Annotated in this window: 5 protein-coding genes; 3 read left to right on the forward strand and 2 right to left on the reverse strand. The window is 67.7% G+C overall.

Going from position 1 to position 4249, the window contains the following annotated elements; genetic code table 11:
- Nucleotides 1–752 (reverse strand): trans-sulfuration enzyme family protein (locus tag ACXJKR_RS25835; RefSeq protein ID WP_457325238.1); only part of this gene is annotated, 752 nt, incomplete at its 3' end.
- On the reverse strand, nt 749–2137 hold the full coding sequence (locus ACXJKR_RS25840) for a pyridoxal-phosphate dependent enzyme (RefSeq protein WP_457325239.1): 1389 nt from the start codon (nt 2135–2137) through the stop codon (nt 749–751). The genes ACXJKR_RS25835 and ACXJKR_RS25840, both read right to left, overlap by 4 nt.
- A gap of 204 nt (nt 2138–2341) precedes the next feature.
- Here ACXJKR_RS25840 and ACXJKR_RS25845 point away from each other — a divergent pair, with 204 nt between their 5' ends.
- The 3 genes from ACXJKR_RS25845 to ACXJKR_RS25855 form a co-directional block, all read left to right on the forward strand.
- Nucleotides 2342–3178 carry an ABC transporter substrate-binding protein gene (locus ACXJKR_RS25845; RefSeq protein ID WP_457325240.1) on the forward strand — a complete coding sequence of 279 codons (837 nt, stop codon included), beginning with the start codon at nt 2342–2344 and terminating at the stop codon, nt 3176–3178.
- A 73-nt stretch (nt 3179–3251) separates the two neighbouring features.
- Nucleotides 3252–3953 carry an amino acid ABC transporter permease gene (locus ACXJKR_RS25850; RefSeq protein ID WP_457325241.1) on the forward strand — a complete coding sequence of 234 codons (702 nt, stop codon included), beginning with the start codon at nt 3252–3254 and terminating at the stop codon, nt 3951–3953.
- Nucleotides 3950–4249: ABC transporter permease subunit (locus ACXJKR_RS25855; RefSeq protein ID WP_457325242.1), on the forward strand; the 300-nt coding region annotated here is incomplete at its 3' end. The genes ACXJKR_RS25850 and ACXJKR_RS25855, both read left to right, overlap by 4 nt.

Genomic DNA, 4249 nt, shown 5'->3' on the forward strand with positions numbered 1-4249 from the left:
AGGCCACGCAGCGCGAGGAAGCTGTCGAAGGGCCCGGCCACCGAGCCGACGGCGTTGTGCAGGAACTCGAGCTTCTCGCGCAGCTCGGCCTGGCGCGGCTCTCCACCCACGACCGCAATGCCGCCGATGACGTCGCTGTGGCCGTTGAGGTATTTGGTCGCCGAGTGCACGACGAGGTCGAAGCCCAGTTCCAGCGGGCGCTGGGCCCAGGGGCTGGCGAAGGTGTTGTCCGCCACGGCCAGCGCGCCGTGCTCGCGGGCGACGCGGGCTATGGCTGCCAGGTCGCTCAGGCGCAGCAGCGGGTTGCTGGGCGTCTCGATCCAGATCAGCTGGGTGTCAGGCTGCAACGCGGCGCGCACGGCCTCGGTGTTGCGGCTGTCGACGTAAGTCACGCGCAGGCCGGCGCTGTGCTTGCGCACCCGCTCGAAGAGGCGATAGCTGCCGCCGTAGAGGTCGTCACCGGCGACGATATGGGCGCCGGCGGGCAGGGTGTCGAGCACCGTGGCCATGGCCGCCAGCCCGGACGCGAAGGCATAGGCCTGGGCGCCGCCTTCGAGGTCGGCGACGGCGCGCTCCCAGGCCTGGCGGGTCGGGTTGTGGGTGCGGCCGTACTCATAGCCGGTGTGCTCGCCCGGGCCGTGCTGGCGGTAGGTGGAGCTGACCGAGATGGGCGGCATGACCGCGCCGGTGACGGCGTCGGGCGATTGGCCGGCGTGGATGACGCGGGTGTTGAAGTCGAGAGGATCGCTCATCGCGCGACCTCCTTGCGCAGATGGTTGATGAGGTCGAAGCGGGTGACGAGGCCGTGGAAGCCGGCGTCGTCCGCAATGACGGCCACGAGGCCGCGGCGCAGCTGCTCGTTCAATTCAGTGAGCGAAGCGCTGGGCGCCAGCGTGATGACGTCGGTGTTCATCGCGCTCTGCACCAGGGCGCCAAACGCGGCCGCGTCGGCATGCAGGCGCGCCAGCAGGTCGGACTCGTCCAGCAGCCCGACGAGGCGGTCGCCATCGAGCACCGGCAGCTGCGACACATCGGCCTGGCGCATGCGCGAGAAGGCCGTCTGCAGCGTGTCGTCCGGGCCGACCGACACGACGCCGCCGCTGGTCACCGGGCGCGAGATCAGGTCGCGCAGGTCGCCCAGGCGCGGGCGCGTCAGCAGGCCCTGGTCGAACATCCAATGGTCGTTGTAGACCTTGGACAGATAGCGCGTGCCGGTGTCGCAGACGAAGGTGACGACACGCTTCGGCGTGGTCTGCTCGCGGCAGTAGCGCAGCGCCGCCGCCAGCAGCGTGCCGGTTGACGAGCCGGCCAGGATGCCCTCGGCGCGGTAGAGCTCGCGCGCGGTGGCGAAGCTGTCGGTGTCGCTGATGCTGTAGGCCGTGCGTACCGGCCTGAGGTCGGCGATGGGCGGGATGAAATCCTCGCCGATGCCTTCCACCGCCCACGAGCCGGCGTCACCGAATTTGCCGGTGTCGATGTAGTCCTTCAGGATGGAGCCGACCGGATCGGCCAGCACCATCTCGATGCCGGGGCGCACTCGCTGGAAGAAACGACCGAGGCCGGTGATGGTGCCGCCGGAGCCGACGCCACAGACGATGGCGTCGACGTCGTGGCCCATCTGCTGCCAGATCTCGGGCGCCGTCGTCGTCTCGTGGGCCAGCGGGTTGGCGGGGTTGTTGAACTGGTCGGCATACCAGGCACCGGGGATTTCGCGCACCAGGCGGGCGGCCACGTCCTGGTAGTAGGCCGGGTGGCCCTTGCCGACGTCGGAGCGTGTCAGATGCACGCGGGCACCGAGAGCCTTGAGTTGCAGCACTTTCTCGGCGGACATCTTGTCGGGCACCACCAGCGCCACCTGGTAGCCCTTGGCACGCGCCACCAGGGCCAGGCCCAGGCCGGTATTGCCGGCGGTGGCTTCCACCACCGTGCCACCGGGTTTGAGCAAGCCCTCGCGCTCGGCCGTCTCGATCATGGCCAGGCCGATGCGGTCCTTGATGGAGCCGCCGGGGTTCTGGGATTCGAGCTTGAGGAAGAGCTGGCAGGGGCCGGTGTCCAGGCGCAGCACGGGCAACAGCGGCGTGTTGCCGATGAGGTCCAGCACGGCGGGCCGGGCCTCGAGCGGGAGTCGAGCGTTCATGACGAGTCGGGCCGCGGGTCGGGCGCGGCCAATTTGGGCTAGACCTCGCAGGATACGAAGGGAGGCTTCGCGCGCAATCCCGTTTTTCGCATGAGCTTGTGCGGTTTTCGACCGCGCCCCGCCGCACAAGCAAATGCGAAAAGCATCGTTCACGGCGGCTTATGTAATTCCTAGCATGCGACCACTTGTTCTCCAGGAATCCAGATGACTCTCTCCCGCCGCGTAATCACCCAGGCCTTGGTCGCTGCCGGCCTCTTTGYAGTGCAGGTCGCCCACGCCGACCAGCTCGACGACATCAAGAAGAAGGGCGAGCTCGTGGTCGGCGTGCTCGGCACCGACGAGCCCAACAGCTTCATCGACCCCAAGACGCGCGAAATCATTGGCTACGAGGTCGATCTGGCCCGCGCCATCGCCACCCGGCTGGGCGTGAAGCTGCAGATCAAGCAGCTCGCCGTCGCTGCGCGCATCCCCGAGCTACAGCAAGGCCATGTCGACCTGCTGGCTGCCTCCCTCACGCACAACAAGGAGCGCGAGGCCGTCATCGACTTCTCGCTGACCACCTTCGTCACCGGCCAGAAGGTGCTCGTCAAAGCCGATAGCGGCATCCAGAACGTAGCCGCGCTCGCCGGCAAGAAGGTCGTCACCATCAAAGGCGGCACGCAGGAGCCCAATATTCGCAAGGCCGTACCTCAGGTCGACGTCGTCACTTTCGACACCGGCCCGCAGGCCTTCCAGGCGCTGCAGCAGGGCAAGGGTGTGGCCTTTGTCAACGATGAGGTCTCGCTGCTGGATCAGCACGCCAAGCTCGGCGCGGCGTCGGCGCAGTACCGCATCCTGGAACAGAACATCAGCGTCGAGCCCCTGGCCATCGGCATTCGCAAGGGCGAGAAGCGCCTGAAGGCCGAGGTCGATGCCGCGCTGACCGGCCTGGAGAAGGGTGGCGAGGCCGACAAGCTGTTCGTCAAGTGGTATGGCCCGGACACACGTCTGAAGTTCCCCAAGCGCACCTTCAAGATCGACAGCGACAAGGTCGAAAGCTGATTCGTCGGTCTGTCTGATTGCAGCCGCCGCCTCACGAGGGCCGGCGGCTGCCTCGTTTCTGGTGAGCCCCCCAATGCCCGTCCTTTCCTTTGCCCCGCTGCTGCAGGGCGACTACCTCACCTGGCTGCTGCAAGGCCTGCGCCTGTCGCTGCTGCTGACCGGCCTGACGCTGCTGACCGCGCTGCCTTTGGCTGTCTTCATCGCGTTGCTGCGCCTGTCACCGTGGCGCGCGTTGCGCGTCATCGGAGAAGGCTATGTCGAGGCCGTGCGCTGCGTGCCGCTGCTGGTACACATGCTGTTCTGGTACTTTGGCGTGCCGGAGCTGCTGCCCGCCGGCATCAAGGAAAAGGTCTACGCCGGCAATATCGAGGTCTTCAGCGCCTGGGCCGCGCTGACGCTGTACACGGCCGCCTACATGAGCGAGGACATCCGCTCCGGCGTGCGGGCCGTGCCGGGCGCGCAGCTGGACGCGGCGATGGCCCTGGGCTTCAGCTTCCTGGCCGGCATGCGCCTGGTGGTGCTGCCGCAGGCCCTGCGCATCACGCTGCCACCGCTGCTGTCACAGACGCTCAACCTCTGGAAGAACACCAGCATCGCCACCGTCATCGGCGCGGCCGAGCTGATGACGCAGGCCCAGCGCGTCGAGTCGGCGAGCTTTCGCGGCTTCGAGACCTTTGCCCTCGTCACGGTGGCCTATCTGTCGGTGTCACTGGTGCTGACCGGCCTGGCGCAATGGGCGCTGCACCGCGTATCGCCGCAGGGGGCACGGCGATGAGTGAACTCGTCGACACCTACTGGCTCTACTTCCTCGTCGGCCAGTACCCGCACGGGCCGCTGGGCGGCCTGGCGCTGACCGTGATCCTCGCCACACTGGGCCTGGTGCTCGYGCTGCCGCTGGGCATCCTGCTGGGCCTGGCCCGCTTCAGCCCGAATCGCTGGCTGCGCCTGCCGGTGACCGGCTGGGTCTGGGTGGTGCGTGGCACGCCGCTGCTGATGGTGGTGTTCTGGGCCTATTTCTTCCTGCCCACGGTGACCGGCCACAAGACCGACCAGTTCAGCACCATGCTGGTC

It is taken from the genome of Roseateles sp. P5_E11, assembly GCF_054049355.1.